Consider the following 15,668-nt stretch of genomic DNA (forward strand, 5'->3'; position numbering starts at 1 on the left):
CGCCTTTGCCTCGCGGGAACCGGTGCTGGAACGCAAGGCCGGGCGCCGAGGCGGTGCGCGCATTCATGGGTTTAACCTGTGCCGGCCGCTTCGCGGTCTTACCTGCTGAGAGGCCGGCACTGGTGCTCCGGGCTGTATACAATCAGCAAAAAGCTTGCTTACAATACCTAGCGCCTATGACATCGGTAATCGCCGATGCGTATTGCGCAGGCTTGCACCATGTCATCTACAAACCCTGTAAAAACGCTACTCGTCAAAAACGCCGCGCTGCTGGTCACCATGGACGGCGAGCGCCGCGAGATCAAGAACGGCGGCCTGTTCATCGAAGACAACCTGATCAGGCAAGTCGGCCCCAGCGATACCCTCCCGCAGCACGCCGACGTGGTTCTGGACATGGCCGGCAAAGTGGTCATCCCAGGGCTGGTCAACACCCACCACCACATGTACCAGAGCCTCACCCGCGTGGTACCGGCAGCTCAGGACGGCGAGCTGTTCAACTGGTTGACCAACCTGTACCCGATCTGGGCGCGCCTGACCCCCGAGATGATCGCGGTGTCGACCCAGACCGCCATGGCCGAGCTGATTCTCTCCGGCTGCACCACCTCCAGCGACCACCTGTATATCTACCCCAACGGTTGCAGGCTCGACGACAGCATCCACGCGGCTGCCGAGATCGGCATGCGCTTCCACGCCGCGCGCGGCAGCATGAGCGTGGGCCAGAGCCAAGGCGGCCTGCCACCTGACTCGGTGGTGGAAAAGGAAGCCGACATCCTCAAGGAGTCGCAACGTCTGATCGAGGACTACCACGATGCCAGCCACGGCTCGATGCGCCGCATTGTGGTCGCGCCATGCTCGCCGTTCTCGGTCAGCCGCGATCTGATGCGCGAAGCTGCCGTGCTGGCGCGCCAGTATGGGGTGTCGCTGCACACCCACCTGGCCGAGAACGTCAACGACATCGCCTACAGCCGCGAGAAGTTCGGCATGACCCCTGCCGAGTACGCCGAAGACCTTGGCTGGGTCGGCCACGATGTATGGCATGCCCACTGCGTGCAGCTCGACCAGCACGGCATCGAGCTGTTCGCCCGCACCGGCACCGGCGTGGCCCACTGCCCATGCTCGAACATGCGACTGGCCTCGGGCATCGCCCCGGTGCGCAAGATGCGCGACCATGGCGTACCGGTGGGCCTTGGGGTCGACGGCTCGGCCTCCAACGACGGCGCCAGCATGATCGGCGAAGTGCGCCAGGCCCTGCTACTGCAACGGGTGGGCTTCGGCCCTGACGCGATGACTGCACGCGAAGCACTGGAGATTGCCACCCTGGGTGGCGCGAAAGTGCTCAACCGCAATGATATCGGCGCCCTGGCCCCTGGCATGGTCGCCGATTTCGTCGCCTTCGACCTGGGCCATGTGGCGTATGCCGGCGGCCACCACGACCCATTGGCAGCACTGGTGTTCTGCACCCCGACCCAGGTGCATACCAGCGTGATCAACGGCCGCATCGTGGTGAAAGACGGCCAGCTGACCACTGTCGACCTGCCGCGCGTACTGGAGCGCCACAACCAGCTGGCACATCAGTTGGTCAGTGGCACTTGATGCCAGGCATCAGCTCGGCATCGCTGGGTTGAATGAAGGTAGTGCGCAGCCCTTTTGGGCTGCGCTGTCACGCAGCGAGATGTCCACTCAAAGGTCCATGACCATCTCATGCCAGGCCATGCCGCCGTGTTCCGACGGTGACGGTTTCACGTACTGGTAGCCCAGTTTCTGGTACAGGGCCACATGCTGCTCCTTGCACATCAGGTGAATGGCCTGCTTGCCCGCCGCGTGCATGCGTCCAATGAATTCGTTCATCAACACTTTGGCGTAGCCTTTGCCCTGGTGGGCCGGGTCTACAACCACCGACATGATCACCACGTTCGCTGCCGCCGGGTCATGGCCGACCAGCTCTTTGAATGCCTCGTCGGACATCACGACCTCGTGGGCGCAACCACTGTTGATGAAACCAACGATCTCGCCGTCACTTTCCAGCACCAGGAAGCCTTGTGGGTACTGCGTGATACGCGTGCGGATTTTCTCCAGCGTGGCTGCCTCATCCCCTTCATAGGCGCCAATTTCGATGGCGTAGCAACGCTCGGCATCTGCGGGGACGGGGGTGCGAAACTGGAGGGCGCTCATGGCAAGTATCCTTGGCAATGGTAAAGGCAGCCGCCATGATAAATGAGCATCGTCCTTGCGCTCCATCATTGCGAACTCGCCCAGGTCGGGCGTGTGATGCTTGCTGCTTGCCAAGGACGGCAAGCATCATGGGAGCCTTGCTCTATTGCCACGGATACGCCGATGACCGCTGTAACTTCCCCCACCACCGAACCAAGCCGCTGCAAACGCCTGAAAGCGGCCAGCAGCAGGGATCATGACAGCGTTGATCAACTGGTGATGGCAGCGCGGCCTTTCGAGAACCGCGCGCGCTATGGACGCTTCCTGCAGGTGCAGCACCGCTTTCATGGCAGCCTGCTGGCGTTGTATCAGGATGAACAGCTCAACCAGCAACTGCCTGGGCTGGCGGCGCTGTCGCGTTTCGCGGCGGTAGAGGCCGACCTGCTCGACCTGGGCCTGCCACTGCCAACGTCCCCCCAACCGGTCTGCGTCAGCTCGGCCCAGGCCCTGGGATGGCTGTATTGCAGTGAAGGTTCGAACCTGGGGGCGGCGTTTTTGTTCAGGCACACACAACGTCTTGGGCTGGATGGCGACAAGGGCGCCCGCCACCTGGCCCCCCATCCGGATGGCCGAGCGCTGCATTGGCGCGAGTTTGTCGCCAGGCTGGACAGCCTGGTGCTGGAGGAACAGGAAGAAGCAGAGGTGGTGGCAGGGGCAATTGCTGCGTTCGACAGTTATCGGGGGCATCTGCGTGAGGTATTTGCAGGCAGTTGACTGAGCGCAATGGCACCTGTTGCGGGTACTGCCCAGCACCAACCACCCCGGCAAAGTTCTTCAAGTTGTTGCTGCAGCGAACTTTTTCTTGATTCCCTGTCTATGTGTGAGGCGCAGAAAGGTAGCGGAACGCGAGACAAGGTTCGCCCCACACCTGCTGGCCAGATGGCTCAATTGTTATCAGAGGTTGGCTACGCTCATGAAAATACATGTCGCAAGGTTGGTGCTGCTCGGCCTGTTCTCGTTCGCGGCGGTGGGCACGGCATCGGCAACACAAATGAAAGCCACCGAGGCAGTTGCACCGGCCGTTCAATCACCGTTGCAACCAGCCGGCAACCCTTGGTCCAGGGTGGCCAGTGCGGCCGTTGAACAGCCGGCCACGCTGCTGGCGCATGATGACGATCGCTGGCATGGCCACCGAAGCGACTGGCGCCGCGAACAGTGGCGCCGTGAACAAGCCCGGCGGGACTGGGAGCGGCGGCGCGACTGGGAACGGCGCCGTGATTGGGAGCGCCGCCATGAGCGCGCCATGCGCCAGCGTCATCATGACGAGCATCGCTACTACCGCCGTTGAAGCCCAGGCGAGCGTGCAGACGCGGTGTCAGTCGGCCAGCTGGTGAGCATCGCCCGCCGCCTCTGCCTCCATCTTCAAGCGGTCAGCCTTGCAGATGTACCTGGGCTTGCGCGGCGCCAGTTTGGCACTGGCCTTCTTGGCATGCGCCTGCAACAGTTGTTTGATCTTCTTACGACGGTTCATGGTCCACGGGGCCTGTCAGTACGGTTTCGCTGCCGCCATCATACCTCGGCAGCCTGGGGTAAACGCGGGCAAAGGCCAAGTTCATGCCTGCCAAGGCCGCAGCAGGACACATGATTCGCCGCGTTGACGTTATTTTCACAGTCCACAGATTAGCGTCACGCCCTTTCCGGCCACGAGCACGACCGCTGGCCGCCAAGGTACGACGAGGCATACGTGTCACACACTACATCCCCCGCCGCGCACAAGCGCGTGGACTGGGCCGGCTTGGGCTGGCTCTTGCTGTTCTTCTGGTATTTCTCCGGCGTAACCCAGGCGTTACTACTGTTCAGCGGGACTACCGGCTTCGCCGGTTTTCGCGATGCGCTATTCCTCAGCAGCCTGTGGCTGGCACCCGTCCTGTTGCTGCCGCGCTTCACCCGCGCCACCGCGGCAATCATCGGCCTGGTGCTGTGGGCTGCATCGCTGGTGGGCCTGAGCTACTTCGGCATTTATCGCCAGGAGTTTTCACAAAGCGTCATCTTTGTGATGTTCGAGTCCAACACCGCCGAGGCCGGTGAGTACTTCAGCCAATACTTCAGCGTGGGGCTGGGCCTGGCACTGGTGCTATACACGCTGGTTGCGGTACTGCTTTGGCGGCGCGTGCGCCCGGTCAGCCTGCCGCTGCGCAGCCGCCTGCCGGTGGTCGTGCTATTGCTGGTGGCCAACCTGGTGTGGCCGTTCTACAAGCAGATGGTCACCCAGGAACGCAACTTCGCCGATGCGCTCGAAAAAGTGCAGCAGCGCATGGAACCGGCCGTACCTTGGCAGTTGCTGGTCGGCTACCGCCAGTATCGCCAACAGCTGGACAACATGCAGAAGCTGCTGGCCCAGAATGCCGCATTGCCACCGCTGCAAAACCTGCGTGACAGCAGTGGCAAGGCGCCACGCACCCTGGTACTGGTGCTGGGCGAGTCGACTACCCGCGAGCACATGCACCTGTATGGCTATAACCGCGACACCACGCCCAACCTCGACGCGCTGGCCGCCAGTGACAAGGGCCTGACCGTGTTCCGCGACGTAGTATCGCCGCGCCCCTACACCATCGAAGTGATGCAGCAGATCCTCACGTTCGGCGACGAGCAGAACCCGGACCGCTTCCTCAGCGCCCCATCGCTGATCAACCTGATGAAACAGGCAGGCTACAAGACCTTCTGGATCACCAACCAGCAGACCATGACCAAGCGCAACACCATGCTTACCACCTTCTCGCAGCAGACGGACGCGCCGGTGTACCTGAACAACCAGCGCAACCAGAATGCCAGCCAGTACGATGACGTGGTGCTGGCACCGTTCGAGAAAGCCCTGCAAGACCCTGCGCCCAACAAATTCATCATCGTGCACTTGCTGGGCACGCACATGGACTACCGCTACCGCTACCCGGACGACTACGCGCACTTCAACGACAGGCAGGGCGTGCCAGGCACGCTGACGGCGGACCAGGTAGAAACCTATAACTTCTATGACAACGCGGTGCGCTACAACGACTATGTGGTGTCGACCCTGATCAAGCGTTATTCGGCAGGCAACCCCAATGGGTTCCTGATGTACCTGTCCGATCATGGTGAAGACGTGTACAGCTCCGGTGACCACGACCGCCTGGGGCGCAACGAAGGCGCACCAACCCGGCCGATGTATACCATTCCGTTCCTGCTGTGGACCTCGCCTAGCTGGCAGGCCGACCACCCGCGTGACTTGCAGGCAATGGCCAACCGCCCGTACAGCAGCTCACACCTGATTCACACCCTGTCTGACCTGGCCGGGTTGAGTTATGACCTCTATGAACCGGCCAAGAGCCTGGTCAGCCCACAGTTCTTGGTAGCGCCACGCTGGATCGGCGACCCATACCGCAAGGATGGCTTGCGCGAGTTCGATCAGCTACCGCGGGACAAGGCCGACGGGGTACAGGAAACAGCCAGCACCCGGCAGTAATGAGGCCACGGGTCATGCAGGGCAGCTTCCCTGCCGGGCACTCCCCCGCACCGCCTCGGCCAACTTGCGCAGGTTGGCCTGGTGCGCATTCACCAGGCTGGTGATGCTGTTGTCCGCGGCAGTCTGCACCGACGTACGGCAGGTCAGCTCGGCCTGCCCTTGCTGCTTGAGGCGCCACACGGCCTCCAGCGAGGCGTAGCGCCCTGGTACCGTGTCGAAGCGCTGCACATCCACCCGCAGCGACGCCTTGCCACCGCCCGCCGGGCCGCCCAACTGGTCCTGCAGGGCGCTGCGGAATTCATCCACCAGGTTGGCGCCCCACCACTCCGTCTCCAGGATGGCCAGGCCGCTCTGCCCTTGCCGCACCACCAACTGTGGGCGGTCGACCTGGGGCGGCACAGCCACCCTGACTACCTGTATGCGCTGGCCGCTGCCACGCACCGGTTCGCTCGGTACCAGCGTGTGGTAGTTGTTCGGCGTACTGCTGCAGCCCCCGAGCCACACCAGCAGGCTGGCCACACATACATTGCGCAGTCGTTGCATCGGCTGTCTCCTCAGGGTTCAAGGTCTGCGGCCCCGGCCGCTTTCGGCCGGCCACGAATCAGCGACTCGGGGTGGCGGCCCAGGTAATCGGCAAGGTCACGTAGCGAACGCGACATGCGCTCCAGCTCGTCCAGTGTTTCGCTCATTCGCTGGCGCTGTGGCGAGTCTTCGGAAATGGCCGAGTTGGCCGTACGCAGGGTCTTGTGCACCTCGTCCAGCGCCACGTTCACGTCCGGCAGTGTCTGGCCATTGAACTGCCTGAGGCTGGCGCGCAGCTCACGCAGGCTGCCGTCCAGGTTACCGGCGATGCTTTCCAGCGGCAGCTTGGCAATGCGCTCCACTACCCGCTGCAACTGTTCCTGCAACTGCTCAAGGCTGCCGGGCAGCGTCGGGATCGTGATGGGGTTGGCAGCCATGTCGAAGGTCACCTTGGGTGCATCCGGGTAGAAATCCAGCGAAATAAACATCTGCCCGGTGATCAGGTTGCCGCTACGCGCCTGGGCCCGCAGCCCATGTTCGACAAAAGTGCCAATCAGTTTCCGCGCACCTTCCAGATCGCCCTCGGTGTGCTTGAACACTGCCAGCATCTTGCGGTGCACCGGCCCCAGCCGCTGGGGGTAGATCACCGCATCGACCACTACCGGAAAGGTCTGCCGCGCAGCATCGTAGTCAAGCTGGATCGAGGTGACCCGGCCAAACTCCACACCCTTGAACTCCACTGGCGCCCCCACCGACAGGCCACGCATGGCCTGGTCGAAGCGCAACTGCAGGTACTGCGCCTGGCCATGCGGAGGCGACAGCGCCATGTCGCGGTCGGCGAATAGCTGGAAGCGGGCCTGGTCGGCAGCAGGCTCGGCTTGCGCCGCAAAATCGGGCGAGCCGAAGGCCAGCCCGCCCACCAGAATCGACGACAGCGATTCGGTATCGACCTTCAGGCCATTGGCACCGATCTGCATGTCGATGCCACTGGCATTCCAGAAACGCGTGTCAACAGTGACGAACGTGTCGTAGGGCGCCTGCACGAACACGCCAATCTCTACCCCCTTGCCATCGTCCTGGAGGGCAAAGGACACCACCTCGCCCACCGGGATCTTGCGGTAGTAGATCGAAGAGCCGATATCCAGCGAGCCCAGGTCGCTGGCAACCAGAACAAAACGCTTACCCTTTTCGTCATAGGTGATCGGCGGAGGCAGCTCCAGGCCGACAAAGGACTTTTCCGGCACTTTCGACTCGCCGGAATCGGCCCCGATGAAACTGCCCGAAAGCAACGTGTCCACCCCGGAAACCCCGCCGACACCGATGCGCGGTCGCACCACCCAGAAGCGCGCCCCTTGGGTAGCAAACGAACGGGCATCGTTGGAAAGCTGAACCTTGGCCACCACACTCTTCTTGTCGTCGGCCAAGTCCACCGTGGTCACTTCGCCGATCACCACGCTGCGGTATTTTACCTGGGTCTTGTGCGCCACCAATCCCTCGCCGCTGTGGAAAGAAATGGTGATCACCGGCCCTTGCTGCATCCAGTTGCGCACCACCAGCGAAGCGCCGATCAGGATCGCCAGGATCGGCACGATCCATACCAGCGACACACTCCAACGTCGGGTGCGCACTTCAACCTGCCCAGGGCCCTCGCGCTTGTCAGTCTGTTGCCCCATCAATGCGGCCTCCCCTCGTTGGCATGGCTATCCCAGATCAAGCGTGGATCAAAGCTCATCGCAGAGAACATGGTCAGCACCACCACCATGCCAAAAAACAAGATGCCCACGCGCGGCTCGATGGTGCCCAGCCCGCGCAGTTGCACCAGCGCAGCCACCAACGCCACTACCATCACATCGAGCATGGACCAGTAACCGATCAGCTCGACGAAGCGATACAACTGCGAACGCTGCCGGCAGGCCCAGGAAGAACCACGCTGGGCAGTGAACAGCAGCAGGCCAAGGGACAAGAACTTGATGGCAGGCACACCCACGCTGGCGATGAAGATGATCAGCGCGATGTCCCAGGCCCCGGCTTCCCAGAACTCCAGCACGCCACCGCCAATGGTGCTGTCTGTACCACTGCCGAGCATTTCGGTGTGCATCACCGGCAGCAGGTTGGCGGGGATGTAGAAAACCAGGGCTGCCAGCAGAAACGCCCAGCCACGGCTGATGGCATTGGCCTTGCGCCGGTGAATGACGGCGCCGCAACGGTCGCAGGTGTGCGCGCCACTGCGCGTGTCGCAGGCCTGGCCACAGCCATGGCACAGACACAAGCCAAGGTCGTGCGCATTGGCTGGAGTAGTCATACCTGTTCCCACAAGTCGCGGATGTCCTTGCCGGCAATGTGGATGATCAACATGCTAAGCGCAGCCAGGGCCAGCAGGCCGATACCGGGGATCACATCGAGCAGCCCCGCCAGCTTGATCACCGCCACCATCGCCCCCAGCAGACACACCTCCAGCATGCTCCAGGGCCGCAGGCTTTCCAGGCCACGCATGCACAAGGCGAAACCGGGGGCACGCTGGCCGGCAAGGGCAAAACTCAACACCCAGCACAACAAGGCAATTTGCAGCAGCGGCGCAAAAATGATCGATAGCGCCATGACCAGGGCGATGAAGGTGATACTGCCGTGACTGAGGATCTGCACGGCGTCCCACAACGTGGCCGAGTGGGTCAGCCCCTGCATGCCGATGGTCATGACCGGGTAATAGTTGGCGAATACCAGCAGGACGCCGCCCGTCACACTCAATGCCAGCCGCTGCTCAATGGTCAGTGACCTGTGCCGGTACAGCACGCCGCCACAGCGCTGGCAAAGGGCACGTTGATGTTTGAGCAGCGGTGCCCGGTGGTACACCGTGTCGCAATACTCGCAGATGATCAGATCTTGCGTCTGGCTCATGTCTTGCCCACAGGAAGCCTTGCATCAGGCCAAGAGGCTAATCGGAACGGCGTCTGATATCCGGTGTAGCCTATCTGGGCAAAACTTCCATCACCGCGTCAAAGGCGAACTATCCTGTGGGGCGGGCTTTTCGCCCGGTGGAGGTGTGCCATGCGTACGTTCACGTGGAGTTACCTGTTGCTGCTGTGCGCAGCATCGGCCGCCCAGGCGCAGTCGGTGGTGCCGCTCAAGGGTCAGAGCAGCCAGCAGATGCAACTGGATATCAACGATTGCAATACCGTCGCCACCAATGCCGCAAACGGCACGGCGACGTCCAGCGACCCACATGTCGGTGGCCGGGTTCGCGGTGCAACTGCGGGTGCGGCCGCCGGTGCTGTAGGCGCGCAGGTGCGCGGCAACCAGCATGACGCGCTGTATGACCGGGTGGGTGACGATGCCAAGCAGCAATACCGGCAGAACCGTGCCGGCGAAGCAGCCGCCGCCGGGGCCGCGGTCGGTGGCATGCGCCAGCGTCAGGACCGGCGCCAGGACAGGCGCGGCCAGGACGAGGCAAAAACCCAGGCCCATGCCAGTGCCTACAGCGGTTGCCTGCAGGGGCGCGGCTATCAGGTCAACCCCTGAGCAATGCCACGCCATGCGCCTCCTGCCGGGGAAGCATGGCGTGCTCAGTTCAGGAACTTCGCCAGCTCTTCCCGACAAAATTCCACGAACAACTGCGCCGGTTTGGTCAGCTGGACTCGCTTCAACCGCGCCGCAGCCAGCCCCGACAGCGCCACCGGCTCGGCAATGTCGAGCATTGCCAGGCGCTGGCCGTCATAGGTGTATTCCGAGTGCGGGCGGGTTACCAGCAACGAAAAACCGAAACCCTGACCCACCATTCCACGCACCATCTCAATTGATGGCGAACTGAAGACAATGTTCGGTGCCAGGCCCATATCGTTGAACAGGCTGACGAAGTATGTGCGGCTAGGGGCCACGTCCAGCAGGATCATCGGTTCCGGGCACAGGTCGCGCAGCGAGACCTGGGCCTGGCCGGCAAAGCGGTGGTTCTCTGGTAGCAGCACATAGGGCTTCTGCGGCGGCATCAGAGGTTCGGCCTCAATGGTGCCGTCCAGGTCGTGGTCATAGAGAAACGCCAGGTCGAAGGTACCGGCGGTCAGGCCCTGGATCAGGTCCTGCTGTTCACCGTCACGCAGGCGAATGTCCACACCCGGGTAACGCTGGCGAAAACCGGCTATCAGGCGAGGCAGGTACAGCGGTGCCACGGTTTCGAAACAGCCGATGTCGATTTGCCCGGCGACGGTATCGTTGTCGGCCAGGGCGTTCTGTTCGAACTCATGGGCCATCTGCAGCAGCGACTTGGTCTTGGCGTAGAAGCGTTTGCCGCTGGGCGTCAATGACACGCCCTGGGCGTGGTGGCGGATGAATAGCTGTACACCGAAACTTTCCTCCAGACTCTTGATAGCCGTGGAGATGGACGGCTGGGCGATATACAGCTGGCGTGACGCTTCGGCCACACTGCCCGCTTCCACGGTGGTGACGAAGTACTTCAGTTGTCGCAAGGTATAAGCAGCCACAGGGTACCTCTCTGACGCTGGTCTGGGCAGACTGGGATCGTGCCTCACACTTTACCCTTGGCTATAGCTGAGCGGGCGCTGAGCGCTGAAGGATTTACCTATACCTTGAACAGTTTTTTTGTATGGGCCGGGTTGCCCCGGCCCGGTGCATCACTCAAACCCGGGGTTCGCCCGAATGCAGTCGTCACCAATCTGCTTGTACCCCGACTCACAGGGCATTCCGCAAACTGGAGCCGCGCCGCGCTTACGCCGGGACAGCGTTGCAGGCGGCTCAGTGGTATCTGCCTGATCCTCATCATCGACGTCTGGCAGGTCTTTCATCGGTTCTTCTTGCATGCATTTCACTCCTTGGTGGGTTGCTAAGGCCAGGCCAACGATAGGTCGTGCGTGCGCTGTCGCGCAGCTGGAAACAGGTCCCAGAGGCACTGCAGCCACTGGTCAAAAACGCCCGAGCGTCTTTACTGATAGTCATCGGCCCAGGCAAGCGGTGTGCGCTAATGAAGATCGTGGTCACCAGCATCCTCGTCGACGACCAGGCCAAGGCCCTGGCTTTCTACCACTACGTACTCGGTTTCGAGCCCAGACACGACATTCCCATGGGCCGGCACCGCTGGCTGACTCTGACTTCGCCCAACGACCCCAATGGCGTCGAACTGCTGCTGGAACCCGACGCGCATCCGGCAGCCAAGGTGTACAAGGCCGCGCTCAAGCAGGATGGCATCCCCGCCACCTCGTTCGGCGTGCGTGACATCCAGGCCGAATACATGCGGCTATGTGCAGCAGGTGTGAAGTTCATCCGGCCACCTACCCCAATGGGGCCGGTTACCGTGGCGGTGTTCGATGATACGTGCGGCAACCTGATCCAGATTGCCCAGAAGCACTAGCCGGTTGCCCTTACCCCACTGCGCACCCACAAGGAAAAAAGATGCGCCACGAATTCAGCGAAGTGCTCAACGACCTGGTCGACTACTTTCTGCTCGGCGATATCCAGTTGCTCGAGCGCTTCAAGCAAGACCATCAACTGCCCGACGACCTGGCCCATGCGTTCACCCACGGTGACAGCGGCGACCAGGCTGTGCGCGAAGGTGTCGTGTTGCCGCTGGCCGGTGTCGACAACCTGCCCTACCGCATCCTGTTCACCCTCGATAACCACACACCGGCCCTGCGCGAGGCCGGCAGCCGTCTGAAGCACCGGCGCAATGGCTATGTACTGCGGGTCGAGCACGGTGCGCTGATGCTGTACACCTGGCGCATCCTGCAGCACTTCACGCCCAAGACCCTGGGTGACCTGATGGCGCGTTACCAGGTGACAGGGCGGCCGATCATCGAACTGGACAATGGCTGGTACGACGTGGAGGTGCTGGCGGGGGCACTGGTGCGCGACGGGTTGTACGAGCCGGCGTTCGAGTTCGTGTTGAAGAAGCGCTGGAGCCGGGGTGAGGCGACAGCTGTGGATACCGGGTACGCATTCGGGCTACGTGGCTACTTCGACTGATTGATCGCCTGTGCTTGCCCGCGAAGGAGCCAGCACAGGCAAACTCGACCTTCAGGTGTGATTGATATCCCGATCCTTGGTCTCAGGCAGGAAGAAGATCCCCAGCACTGCCGTCATCAGGGCAATCACGACCGGGTACCACAAGCCGTAGTAGATATCTCCGGTCGCTGCCACCATGGCAAACGCCACGGTCGGCAGGAAGCCGCCGAACCAGCCATTACCGATGTGGTAAGGCAGCGACATTGAGGTGTAGCGGATACGCGCCGGGAACAGCTCCACCAGCCAGGCGGCAATCGGGCCGTAGACCATGGTCACGTAGATCACCAGAATGGTCAGCAGTAACAGCACCATCGGGTAGTGGATCTTCGCCGGGTCGGCCTTTTCTGGGTAGCCCGCCTCTTTCAACGCACCACTCAAGGCTGCGGTAAACGCTTCGCTCTGCACCTTGAAGTCCGCCGCAGCCAGGCTGCTGCCGTCAAAACTCGGCAGTACTCGCTCACCTATGCGGATCTGCGCCACGCTGCCGGGTTCAGCCGCTTCGTTGGTATAGGGAATGGCGCGCTTGGCCAGCAGGCTCTTGGCAATGTCGCAGGAGGTGGTGAATTTGGCCTTGCCCACCGGGTCGAACTGAAATGCGCACTGATCTGGGTCGGCCACCACCACTACCGGGTTCTGCTCCTGGGCAACGAACACATCCGGGTTGCCGTACTCGGTCAGGGCCTTGAAGATCGGGAAGTAGGTCAGCGCGGCGATGATGCAGCCGGCCATGATGATCTTCTTGCGGCCAATCCGGTCGGACAGGCTACCGAAAATGATGAAGAACGGCGTGCCGATCAGCAGCGAGCCGGCAATCAGCAGGTTGGCAGTCTGCGGATCGATCTTGAGCATCTGCAACAGGAAGAACAACGCGTAGAACTGCCCCGTGTACCACACCACGGCCTGGCCGGCGGTACCACCGAGCAGCGACATGATCACCACCTTGAGGTTGTCCCAGCGGGCAAACGACTCAGTCAGCGGGGCCTTGGATGCTTTGCCTTCGGCCTTCATCTTCATGAACACCGGCGACTCGTTGAGCTGCATGCGGATGTACACCGAAATCGCCAGCAACAGGATCGACAGCAGGAACGGCACCCTCCAGCCCCAGGCTTCGAACACTTCCGTCCCCATGGCCGTGCGGCATGCCATGATCACCAGCAAAGACAGAAACAGCCCCAACGTGGCAGTGGTCTGGATCCAGGCGGTGAAAAAGCCGCGTCGGCCCTTGGGTGCATGTTCAGCCACATACGTGGCCGCGCCGCCGTATTCGCCACCCAAGGCCAGGCCTTGCAGCAAACGCAAGGTAATCAGGATGATCGGCGCAGCCACGCCGATCGCACTGTAGCTTGGTAGCAGGCCCACCAGTGCCGTAGACAGGCCCATGATGACTATGGTGATTAGGAAGGTGTGCTTGCGCCCGATCATGTCGCCCAGGCGGCCGAACACGATGGCTCCGAACGGCCGTACGGCGAAGCCGGCAGCAAAGGCCAGCAAGGCAAAGATGAATGAGGTGGTTTCATTGACGCCTGCAAAGAAATGCCTGGCGATGATCGCGGCGAGTGAGCCATACAGGTAGAAGTCGTACCACTCGAATACCGTACCAAGGGACGAGGCGAAGATGACCTTGCGCTCCTCCTTGGTGATACCGCGTTGGGGCGCGCTGCCCGTGGATGTGCTGTCGAGAACCGCCATGGGTTGCCTCCGTCATGTTGTCATGCAGGCCGGAGCACCCCACAACCACTTCACCGTCGCACCCAGGCCCTTGAGCTTGCTTTGTTTGCGCGAAGCACGACGAGGCGGGCCGCCTCGGATCGCAGCAAGGTAAATGAAGCATAATCGGGATTGCCTGAATATCCACCCGCCAGGCCCTGCACACGAAGGCGGCCTGGACGACACGGCAGCACCGAGTATTGGGCGATATCTGGTCCGCGATTCTGGCGAGGGCGGTTTCACCCGCCAGACGTTACCGGCCCCTTCAACTCGACCTGATTACCATCCGGGTCATAGCAGTACAGCGAAAGCCCCTCGCCTTCGGCACCATAACGCTTCTCGGCAGGCTCCACCTTTACCCCGGCGGCTTCCAGATAGGCCGTCAACGCGGCCTCGTCGAACGGCTCGATGCGCAGGCAGAAATGGTGCAGGTTGCGCCCCTCCACCCCCGGTGCAGCCCCACCTGGCTGCCCCAGCGGCCCGTCCAGGGTCACCAGGTCGATCATCGCCGCGCCCGTGGCCAAATGCACCATGCCCAGGTCTTCGCGCACGCGGCTGACCGTGCAGCCGAGCAGCTCGGTGTAAAAGGCAACACTGCGCGGCAGGTCGCGGACCCGCAACACAAGGTGGTCGATTTGCTTGATGGTGAACGGTCGCATGCCAGGCTCCTTGTGGCGTGTTTGCAAAAGCGTGCGCCACCATAGCGCAGGTTCACGCGGCGTGACCAGAATCAGCTATTCGTTCACCAAGCGTTGCAGTACACCCCCTTCATGGCGCGTCAGGATACGCAGCAGTTGGTCGACCAGCGCCCGGTCTGGCGCATCCAGGTGGAAGTGGTGCCCGCCTGGGTGCCAGGAGACTTTCGCGTGGCTGGGCAAGGCGGCCTGACGCCGGGTAAAGGCCTCGCCGGTGAACGCCCCCTGGCGGCCGAACAGCAGGTACAACGGGCAGCGGATCTGGCTGAGCAGGTCGCATGCTTCGCGCTCGGTCAGTGGCATGGGCTCGGGCAATACCAGGCGCGGGTCGTGGCGCCAGCAATAGCCATCGCCCAGTTGAAGCAGGTCGCGCAGCGCCAGCAGCCGAGCGGCATCTTCCGACAGTTCGGTGTCCAGACGCTCGCGGCGTTGTGCCAAAGCGGTGTCCAGGTCGTCGAAGCGACCGACATCGGGCTCGGCAAAACCCGGCAACTGGCTGCGCTGTACCATGCGCTTGAGCCGGTAGGCCCGCGCCAGGTGCTGCACCCGGTCATCCTCGGCCACCGTGAACGGTGCACCCATGCCGTCGAGGAAGGTCATGCTGGCAATGCCACTGGTCATGGCCGCCAGCAGCGACGCTATACCGGTGCCCATACCATGGGCCAGCACATGAAATTGCGCCAGGCCCAGGCTGTCGGTCACCGCCAACATGTCTTCGGCATGCTCCCACAGGTAATAGCCACTGTCGTGGCGACGATGGCCAGAACGGCCATGGCCGATCAGGTCGGGGGCCACCACGAAGCAGCCGTCCAGCATCGGTGCCAGGCGCTCGAACGAGGCAGCGTTATCTAGCCAGCCATGCAAGGCCAATATGGGAATACCGTCTTCTTGCCCCCAGGTACGGACCGCTATTTCAATACCATCGAGGTCTAGCAGGTGGTCTTTCGGACTGCACAGCGAACGCATTGCAATTCTCCTTGGCTGAGGCCTGCACCATGACCTGTCCCACCCTCTCGCAGATCCTCCCTCGCTGCCAGCCCCTCACCGACCCGCACATGCGCAGGACCGACCGCTGCCAAACAACTATC

18 protein-coding genes are annotated in these 15,668 nt (G+C 62.2%); 7 read left to right on the plus strand and 11 right to left on the minus strand.

Annotated features, from left to right (window positions below; all coding sequences use genetic code 11):
• The first annotated feature begins 219 nt into the window (after positions 1-219).
• The gene (locus AC3B5Q_RS15625) at positions 220-1,593 is read left to right on the plus strand and encodes an 8-oxoguanine deaminase (protein ID WP_021783119.1); all 1,374 of its coding nucleotides are present in this window, start codon (positions 220-222) and stop codon (positions 1,591-1,593) included.
• Positions 1,594-1,680: 87 nt separating this feature from the next.
• Here AC3B5Q_RS15625 and AC3B5Q_RS15630 read toward each other — a convergent pair whose 3' ends face one another.
• On the minus strand, positions 1,681-2,172 hold the full coding sequence (locus AC3B5Q_RS15630) for a GNAT family N-acetyltransferase (RefSeq protein WP_021783120.1): 492 nt from the start codon (positions 2,170-2,172) through the stop codon (positions 1,681-1,683).
• Positions 2,173-2,334: 162 nt separating this feature from the next.
• On the opposite strand from AC3B5Q_RS15630, the gene AC3B5Q_RS15635 reads away from it, so the two are divergent.
• Together AC3B5Q_RS15635 and AC3B5Q_RS15640 are read left to right on the plus strand one after the other, a co-directional pair.
• Positions 2,335-2,925, plus strand: a complete 591-nt coding sequence (locus AC3B5Q_RS15635) for a biliverdin-producing heme oxygenase (protein ID WP_021783121.1) — start codon at positions 2,335-2,337, stop codon at positions 2,923-2,925.
• Between the two features lie 199 nt (positions 2,926-3,124).
• Positions 3,125-3,499: a hypothetical protein gene (locus AC3B5Q_RS15640; RefSeq protein ID WP_028698074.1), complete on the plus strand. Its 375-nt coding sequence runs from the start codon at positions 3,125-3,127 to the stop codon at positions 3,497-3,499.
• 27 nt (positions 3,500-3,526) lie between these two features.
• Here AC3B5Q_RS15640 and AC3B5Q_RS15645 read toward each other — a convergent pair whose 3' ends face one another.
• Positions 3,527-3,682 (minus strand): DUF2986 domain-containing protein, encoded by a 156-nt coding sequence (locus tag AC3B5Q_RS15645; RefSeq protein ID WP_021783123.1) that lies wholly within the window; start codon positions 3,680-3,682, stop codon positions 3,527-3,529.
• Between the two features lie 213 nt (positions 3,683-3,895).
• Here AC3B5Q_RS15645 and AC3B5Q_RS15650 point away from each other — a divergent pair, with 213 nt between their 5' ends.
• Positions 3,896-5,650, plus strand: coding sequence for a phosphoethanolamine transferase CptA (locus AC3B5Q_RS15650; RefSeq protein ID WP_103462603.1), 1,755 nt, complete (start codon positions 3,896-3,898; stop codon positions 5,648-5,650).
• Between the two features lie 12 nt (positions 5,651-5,662).
• On the opposite strand, the gene AC3B5Q_RS15655 is transcribed toward AC3B5Q_RS15650, so the two are convergent.
• From AC3B5Q_RS15655 to AC3B5Q_RS15670, 4 genes are read right to left on the minus strand one after another with little or no spacing between them, the layout of a single operon-like run.
• Positions 5,663-6,193: a PqiC family protein gene (locus AC3B5Q_RS15655; RefSeq protein ID WP_021783125.1), complete on the minus strand. Its 531-nt coding sequence runs from the start codon at positions 6,191-6,193 to the stop codon at positions 5,663-5,665.
• An 11-nt stretch (positions 6,194-6,204) separates the two neighbouring features.
• Complete coding sequence (locus tag AC3B5Q_RS15660) at positions 6,205-7,845, minus strand: PqiB family protein (protein ID WP_103469085.1); 1,641 nt, start codon at positions 7,843-7,845, stop codon at positions 6,205-6,207.
• Entirely contained in the window at positions 7,845-8,474 is a 630-nt protein-coding gene (locus AC3B5Q_RS15665) for a paraquat-inducible protein A (RefSeq protein ID WP_021783127.1), read from the minus strand. The genes AC3B5Q_RS15660 and AC3B5Q_RS15665 overlap by 1 nt, the downstream gene beginning before the upstream one ends.
• The gene (locus AC3B5Q_RS15670; RefSeq protein ID WP_014860839.1) at positions 8,471-9,067 is read right to left on the minus strand and encodes a paraquat-inducible protein A; all 597 of its coding nucleotides are present in this window, start codon (positions 9,065-9,067) and stop codon (positions 8,471-8,473) included. Before AC3B5Q_RS15670 ends, AC3B5Q_RS15665 begins: the two co-directional genes overlap by 4 nt.
• A gap of 150 nt (positions 9,068-9,217) precedes the next feature.
• On the opposite strand from AC3B5Q_RS15670, the gene AC3B5Q_RS15675 reads away from it, so the two are divergent.
• On the plus strand, positions 9,218-9,688 hold the full coding sequence (locus tag AC3B5Q_RS15675) for a YMGG-like glycine zipper-containing protein (RefSeq protein WP_021783128.1): 471 nt from the start codon (positions 9,218-9,220) through the stop codon (positions 9,686-9,688).
• 44 nt (positions 9,689-9,732) lie between these two features.
• Here AC3B5Q_RS15675 and AC3B5Q_RS15680 read toward each other — a convergent pair whose 3' ends face one another.
• Together AC3B5Q_RS15680 and AC3B5Q_RS15685 are read right to left on the minus strand one after the other, a co-directional pair.
• Complete coding sequence (locus AC3B5Q_RS15680; RefSeq protein WP_021783129.1) at positions 9,733-10,644, minus strand: LysR family transcriptional regulator; 912 nt, start codon at positions 10,642-10,644, stop codon at positions 9,733-9,735.
• 150 nt (positions 10,645-10,794) lie between these two features.
• Positions 10,795-10,980: a hypothetical protein gene (locus AC3B5Q_RS15685; RefSeq protein WP_021783130.1), complete on the minus strand. Its 186-nt coding sequence runs from the start codon at positions 10,978-10,980 to the stop codon at positions 10,795-10,797.
• Positions 10,981-11,141: 161 nt separating this feature from the next.
• Here AC3B5Q_RS15685 and AC3B5Q_RS15690 point away from each other — a divergent pair, with 161 nt between their 5' ends.
• Together AC3B5Q_RS15690 and AC3B5Q_RS15695 are read left to right on the plus strand one after the other, a co-directional pair.
• Positions 11,142-11,528 carry a VOC family protein gene (locus AC3B5Q_RS15690; protein WP_021783131.1) on the plus strand — a complete coding sequence of 129 codons (387 nt, stop codon included), beginning with the start codon at positions 11,142-11,144 and terminating at the stop codon, positions 11,526-11,528.
• Positions 11,529-11,569: 41 nt separating this feature from the next.
• Positions 11,570-12,139, plus strand: a complete 570-nt coding sequence (locus AC3B5Q_RS15695) for a hypothetical protein (RefSeq protein WP_021783132.1) — start codon at positions 11,570-11,572, stop codon at positions 12,137-12,139.
• A 51-nt stretch (positions 12,140-12,190) separates the two neighbouring features.
• Here AC3B5Q_RS15695 and AC3B5Q_RS15700 read toward each other — a convergent pair whose 3' ends face one another.
• From AC3B5Q_RS15700 to AC3B5Q_RS15710, 3 genes are all read right to left on the minus strand, one after another.
• Complete coding sequence (locus tag AC3B5Q_RS15700; RefSeq protein ID WP_021783133.1) at positions 12,191-13,867, minus strand: MFS transporter; 1,677 nt, start codon at positions 13,865-13,867, stop codon at positions 12,191-12,193.
• A gap of 257 nt (positions 13,868-14,124) precedes the next feature.
• Positions 14,125-14,544 carry a VOC family protein gene (locus AC3B5Q_RS15705; protein ID WP_021783134.1) on the minus strand — a complete coding sequence of 140 codons (420 nt, stop codon included), beginning with the start codon at positions 14,542-14,544 and terminating at the stop codon, positions 14,125-14,127.
• A gap of 75 nt (positions 14,545-14,619) precedes the next feature.
• Positions 14,620-15,546 carry an alpha/beta fold hydrolase gene (locus AC3B5Q_RS15710; RefSeq protein ID WP_021783135.1) on the minus strand — a complete coding sequence of 309 codons (927 nt, stop codon included), beginning with the start codon at positions 15,544-15,546 and terminating at the stop codon, positions 14,620-14,622.
• Positions 15,547-15,668: the final 122 nt, after the last annotated feature.

The sequence above is a fragment of the Pseudomonas sp. D5(2026) genome, from assembly GCF_057766845.1.

Coding starts and splice junctions, on each gene's coding strand:
- AC3B5Q_RS15675 (WP_021783128.1), top strand. CDS start 9,218: ATGCGTACGTTCACGTGGAGTTACCTGTTGCTGCTGTGCGCAGCATCG.
- AC3B5Q_RS15710 (WP_021783135.1), bottom strand. CDS start 15,546: ATGCGTTCGCTGTGCAGTCCGAAAGACCACCTGCTAGACCTCGATGGT.
- AC3B5Q_RS15660 (WP_103469085.1), bottom strand. CDS start 7,845: ATGGGGCAACAGACTGACAAGCGCGAGGGCCCTGGGCAGGTTGAAGTG.
- AC3B5Q_RS15685 (WP_021783130.1), bottom strand. CDS start 10,980: ATGCAAGAAGAACCGATGAAAGACCTGCCAGACGTCGATGATGAGGAT.
- AC3B5Q_RS15635 (WP_021783121.1), top strand. CDS start 2,335: ATGACCGCTGTAACTTCCCCCACCACCGAACCAAGCCGCTGCAAACGC.
- AC3B5Q_RS15695 (WP_021783132.1), top strand. CDS start 11,570: ATGCGCCACGAATTCAGCGAAGTGCTCAACGACCTGGTCGACTACTTT.
- AC3B5Q_RS15665 (WP_021783127.1), bottom strand. CDS start 8,474: ATGACTACTCCAGCCAATGCGCACGACCTTGGCTTGTGTCTGTGCCAT.
- AC3B5Q_RS15630 (WP_021783120.1), bottom strand. CDS start 2,172: ATGAGCGCCCTCCAGTTTCGCACCCCCGTCCCCGCAGATGCCGAGCGT.
- AC3B5Q_RS15670 (WP_014860839.1), bottom strand. CDS start 9,067: ATGAGCCAGACGCAAGATCTGATCATCTGCGAGTATTGCGACACGGTG.
- AC3B5Q_RS15690 (WP_021783131.1), top strand. CDS start 11,142: ATGAAGATCGTGGTCACCAGCATCCTCGTCGACGACCAGGCCAAGGCC.
- AC3B5Q_RS15705 (WP_021783134.1), bottom strand. CDS start 14,544: ATGCGACCGTTCACCATCAAGCAAATCGACCACCTTGTGTTGCGGGTC.
- AC3B5Q_RS15645 (WP_021783123.1), bottom strand. CDS start 3,682: ATGAACCGTCGTAAGAAGATCAAACAACTGTTGCAGGCGCATGCCAAG.
- AC3B5Q_RS15700 (WP_021783133.1), bottom strand. CDS start 13,867: ATGGCGGTTCTCGACAGCACATCCACGGGCAGCGCGCCCCAACGCGGT.
- AC3B5Q_RS15640 (WP_028698074.1), top strand. CDS start 3,125: ATGAAAATACATGTCGCAAGGTTGGTGCTGCTCGGCCTGTTCTCGTTC.
- AC3B5Q_RS15625 (WP_021783119.1), top strand. CDS start 220: ATGTCATCTACAAACCCTGTAAAAACGCTACTCGTCAAAAACGCCGCG.
- AC3B5Q_RS15655 (WP_021783125.1), bottom strand. CDS start 6,193: ATGCAACGACTGCGCAATGTATGTGTGGCCAGCCTGCTGGTGTGGCTC.